Consider the following 4,712-nt stretch of genomic DNA (forward strand, 5'->3'; position numbering starts at 1 on the left):
TTCCAGCGACCGCCGGACTTCTGCTCGACGCCGTGCAGGGACAGACCCTGCTGCTGGCGGATAGCGCGGAGCTTGGCCCCCAGCGCCTTGGCGTAGTCGCCCATGTGGCGGTTCTCCGTTCATTCGCCCCGTCAGCAGTACTGGCGCGCCGCGGGGAGGCTTAGATCGATACGCAGAGTAATGATTACTCGCCGTGGTCGGCAGGTCAAGCTGATCTCAAGACGAGACGCGCGCCACGCATGGCGCACCACTCGGATGGTTGACCGTCCTCGGGTGATACCGTGCAGGTCAGCCCGGTTACAACCGGGTGTCCGACGTCCTTTAAGGACCCGTCCAGTGAGGCGGGGAAGGAGGTCCAGCCGTGGCGTCACGTCAACGTGGCGCGACGGATCCGGCCGGGGATCGCGAGATCCTGTCGGCCGGTGACGTCGCGCGCACCGTCGCCCGAATGGCCCATCAGATCATCGAGAAGACCGCTCTCGATGCACCCAGCGCACCCGACGTCGTCTTGATGGGTATTCCCAGCCGGGGAGCCCCCCTCGCACGGCGCCTAGCCGCTAAGATCGCCGAATTTTCCGGCCGGACGGTGCACGAGGGCACGCTCGACATCACCCTCTACCGCGACGACCTGCGCAGAGGCCCCACGAGGCCGCTGGAGACGACGAAGCTGCCCGAGGGCGGCATCGACGACAAGCTGGTCGTCCTCGTCGACGACGTCCTGTTCTCCGGCCGCACCATCCGCGCCGCGCTCGACGCCCTGCGCGACCACGGCCGTCCCCGCGCGGTGCAGCTCGCCGTGCTGGTCGACCGCGGGCACCGGGAGCTGCCGATCCGCGCGGACTACGTCGGCAAGAACCTGCCCACGTCCAAGACCGAGGACGTCGTCGTGATGCTCGAGGAGTTCGACGGCCGCGACGGAGTGGTGCTGAAGTGAAGCACCTGCTCTCCACCGACGGCCTCGACCGCGACCAGGCGATCGCGATCCTCGACACGGCGGACCGGCTCAAGCAGGCGCTGCTCGGCCGCGAGGTCCGCAAGCTGCCGACGTTGCGCGGCCGCACCGTGATCACGATGTTCTACGAGAACAGCACGCGCACGCGGGTGTCGTTCGAGATCGCCGGCAAGTGGATGTCCGCGGACGTGATCAACGTCAGCAGCTCCGGTTCCAGCGTCAGCAAGGGCGAGTCGTTGCGGGACACCGCGCTGACCCTGCAGGCCGCGGGCGCCGACTGCGTGATCGTGCGCCACCCGGCGTCCGGCGCGGCCCACCGGCTCGCGGGCTGGCTCAAGCACACCAGCACGTCCGTGGTGAACGCGGGCGACGGCATGCACGAGCACCCCACGCAGGCGCTGCTCGACGCCGCCACGTTGCGCGACCGCCTCGGCGGCCTCGACGGCCGCCGGGTCGCGATCGTCGGCGACGTCCTGCACAGCCGGGTCGCCAGGTCGAACGTGCACCTGCTCACCACGCTCGGCGCCGAGGTCACCCTGGTGGCCCCGCCGACGCTCCTGCCCACGGGCGTGGAGAAGTGGCCGGTCGCGGTCTCGCACGAGATCGACTCCGAGCTCGCCTCGCAGGACGCGGTGATGTTGCTGCGCGTGCAGGCCGAGCGCATGACCGGAGGGTTCTTCCCGAGCTCCCGCGAGTACTCGATCGCCTACGGCCTCAACGAGCGGCGCCTGAAGCTGCTGCCCGAGCACGCCGTCGTGCTGCACCCCGGCCCGATGCTGCGCGGCATGGAGATCGCCTCCGTCGTCGCCGACAGCCCGCAGGCCGCCATCACCGAGCAGGTCCGCAACGGTGTCCACGTGCGCATGGCCGTGCTGTACCACCTGCTTGCCCACGAGGAGGAAAACGCGTGAGGGAGCTCGCGACCGAACCGTCCAGCACTGCAAAACCCTTGCTTCTCAAGGGAGTCAGGCCCTACGGCGAGGGTGAACCGATCGACCTGCTGATCCGCGACGGCGTGATCGCGGAGGGCACGGACGAGAACGCCGAGATCATCGAAGGCAACGGCGCGGTCCTGCTTCCCGGATTCGTCGACCTCCACACCCACCTGCGCGAGCCGGGCCGCGAGGACACGGAGACCATCGAGACGGGGTCGCGTGCCGCCGCTCTCGGTGGCTACACGGCCGTCTTCGCCATGGCCAACACCGACCCGGTCGCCGACAACGCCGTCATCGTCGAGCACGTCGCCCGCCGCGGCCAGGAGGTCGGCCTCGTCGACGTCCACCCGGTCGGCGCCGTCACCGTCGGCCTGAAGGGCGAGAAGCTCGCCGAGCTCGGCACGATGGCCAGGAGCAAGGCGAACGTGCGCGTCTTCTCCGACGACGGCCACTGCGTGCACGACCCGTTGATCATGCGCCGTGCGCTGGAGTACTCGAAGGCGCTGGGCGCCGTCATCGCCCAGCACGCCGAGGAACCGCGCCTCACCGTCGGCGCGCAGGCGCACGAGGGCGAGAACGCCTCCCGGCTGGGCCTGCAGGGCTGGCCCGCCGCCGCCGAGGAGTCGATCGTCGCCCGCGACTGCCTGCTCGCCAAGCAGGTCGACGCGAGGCTGCACGTGTGCCACGTCAGCACCACCGGCACCGCGGACGTCCTGAGGTGGGCGAAGGCGCGTGGCACCAAGGTCAGCGCCGAGGTCACCCCGCACCACCTGATCCTGACCGACGACCGGTTGTCCACCTACGACCCGGTCAACAAGGTCAACCCGCCGCTGCGCACGCAGGCCGACGTCGACGCGCTGCGCCAGGCGCTCGCGGACGGCACCATCGACTGCGTCGCCACGGACCACGCCCCGCACGCGGTCCAGGACAAGGACTGCGAGTGGTCGGCCGCCCGGCCGGGCATGCTCGGACTGCAGACCGCGCTGAGCATCGTCGTCGAGACGATGGTGAGGACCGGCCTGCTGGACTGGCGCGGCGTCGCACGGGTGATGAGCGAGAGGCCCGCCGAGATCGCCGGACTGACCGACCAGGGCCGTCCGATCGAGGTCGGTGAGCCCGCGAACCTCGTGCTGGTCGACCCGGACGCGACGTGGACGGTGAACGGCGCGGAGCTCGCGAGCATCGCGGGCAACACCCCGTTCGAGGGCATGGAGCTGCCCGGCGCGGTGACGGCGACCATCTTGCGTGGCCGGGTTACCGCACTGGCGGGAAGGATTGCGGAATGACCCGCGTGCTGCTCGTACTGGCGGTTTTCCTGTTCTTCGCGCTCTGCGTCTACGGCATGTGGCACGGCTGGAAGCGACGCCAGCGCAAGCAGGCCGACCTGCCGGCGTTCCCCGCGACGCCGCCGGCGCTCGGTGAGGCGAAGCTCGCGACCACGGGCGTCTACATCGGAACGACGAACGCGGGCAACTGGCAGGACCGCATCCAGGTCGGCGACATCGGCCACCGCGCCGAGGCGACGTTGAGCCTGGTTCCGGAGGGCGTCGCCATCGAACGCGTTGGCGCGACGCCGATCTTCATCCCCGCCGAGTCCATTCGGGACGCCCGCACCGACCGCGGCCTCGCCGGGAAGGTCATGTTCAGCGAAGAAGGACTTCTGGTGGTCCAGTGGGAGAACGAAGGCCACCTCTTCGACACCGGCTTCCGCGGTGACGACAAAGACGTATACGACGAATGGGTAGTAGCTCTAGTGGGAGGCAAGGCGTGACGAACGCGGCATTGGTGCTGGAGGACGGTCGTGTCTTCCGCGGTGAGGCGTACGGAGCGACCGGCGTCTCGCTCGGTGAGGTCGTGTTCTCCACGGCTATGACCGGGTATCAGGAGACTTTGACGGATCCGTCGTATCACCGTCAGATCGTGGTGCAGACGGCGCCGCAGATCGGTAACACCGGGTGGAACGACGAGGATGACGAGTCGTCGAAGATCTGGGTGGCCGGGTATGTGGTCCGTGATCCCGCGCGTACGCCGTCGAACTGGCGGTCCAAGCGTGGCCTGGACGAGGAGCTGACGAATCAGGGCATCGTGGGCATCGCGGGTCTGGACACCCGCACGCTGACCCGCCACATCCGTGAGCAGGGCGCGATGCGCGCCGGTGTGTTCTCCGGTTCCGAGCTGACCGACGACGCGTCGATGGTCGAGCAGGTCAAGGCTTCCGCGCAGATGGTCGGCGCGAACCTCGCGGTCGATGTCACCACGGCCAAGCCGTACGTGGTCGAGGCCATCGGCGAGAAGAAGTTCACCGTCGCCGCGCTCGACCTCGGCATCAAGTCGAATACTCCGCGGATGATGGCGGCGCGGGGTATCGAGGTGCATGTGCTGCCGTTGACCAGTTCGTTCGAGGACATCCTGAAGGTCAGCCCGGACGGCCTGTTCCTCTCCAACGGTCCTGGTGACCCGGCGACGCAGGATCACGCGATCGCGCTGACCAAGGAAGCGTTGGGGCGCAAGCTGCCGTTGTTCGGTATCTGTTTCGGCAACCAGATCCTGGGTCGTGCGGTGGGTCGCGGGACGTACAAGATGCGCTACGGGCACCGTGGCATCAACATCCCGGTGATCGATGTGGCGACCGGCAAGGTGGCGATCACCTCGCAGAACCACGGGTTCGCGTTGGAGGGGACGCCGGGGGAGGAGTTCTCCTCGGAGTTCGGCCGCGCCGTGTTGTCGCACTACTGCCCGAACGACGGCACGGTCGAGGGTGTCCGGTTGCTGGATGCGCCGGCGTTCTCGGTGCAGTACCACCCTGAGGCGGCGGCGGGTCCGCA

5 protein-coding genes and 1 pseudogene are annotated in these 4,712 nt (G+C 68.8%); 5 read left to right on the plus strand and 1 reads right to left on the minus strand.

Annotation, left to right across the window (positions count from 1 at the left end; all coding sequences use genetic code 11):
- A pseudogene (locus VM306_RS17125) lies at window positions 1–104 on the minus strand (transcriptional regulator); the annotation flags it as partial.
- A gap of 257 nt (window positions 105–361) precedes the next feature.
- On the opposite strand from VM306_RS17125, the gene pyrR reads away from it, so the two are divergent.
- The 5 genes from pyrR to carA form a co-directional block, all read left to right on the plus strand.
- Complete coding sequence (pyrR, locus tag VM306_RS17130; protein ID WP_167977512.1) at window positions 362–934, plus strand: bifunctional pyr operon transcriptional regulator/uracil phosphoribosyltransferase PyrR; 573 nt, start codon at window positions 362–364, stop codon at window positions 932–934.
- Window positions 931–1,863 carry an aspartate carbamoyltransferase catalytic subunit gene (locus VM306_RS17135; RefSeq protein ID WP_325515990.1) on the plus strand — a complete coding sequence of 311 codons (933 nt, stop codon included), beginning with the start codon at window positions 931–933 and terminating at the stop codon, window positions 1,861–1,863. Before pyrR ends, VM306_RS17135 begins: the two co-directional genes overlap by 4 nt.
- Window positions 1,860–3,173: a dihydroorotase gene (locus tag VM306_RS17140; protein ID WP_325515991.1), complete on the plus strand. Its 1,314-nt coding sequence runs from the start codon at window positions 1,860–1,862 to the stop codon at window positions 3,171–3,173. Before VM306_RS17135 ends, VM306_RS17140 begins: the two co-directional genes overlap by 4 nt.
- On the plus strand, window positions 3,170–3,658 hold the full coding sequence (locus tag VM306_RS17145; protein ID WP_325515992.1) for a transporter: 489 nt from the start codon (window positions 3,170–3,172) through the stop codon (window positions 3,656–3,658). The genes VM306_RS17140 and VM306_RS17145 overlap by 4 nt, the downstream gene beginning before the upstream one ends.
- Window positions 3,655–4,712: glutamine-hydrolyzing carbamoyl-phosphate synthase small subunit (carA, locus tag VM306_RS17150; RefSeq protein WP_414672400.1), on the plus strand; the 1,058-nt coding region annotated here is incomplete at its 3' end. The genes VM306_RS17145 and carA, both read left to right, overlap by 4 nt.

Source organism: Lentzea sp. (assembly GCF_035525475.1).
Classification (GTDB): domain Bacteria; phylum Actinomycetota; class Actinomycetes; order Mycobacteriales; family Pseudonocardiaceae; genus Lentzea.

Excerpts from the sequence above, each read along its gene's own strand:
- VM306_RS17145 (WP_325515992.1), top strand. The coding sequence starts at position 3,170 with ATGACCCGCGTGCTGCTCGTACTGGCGGTTTTCCTGTTCTTCGCGCTC.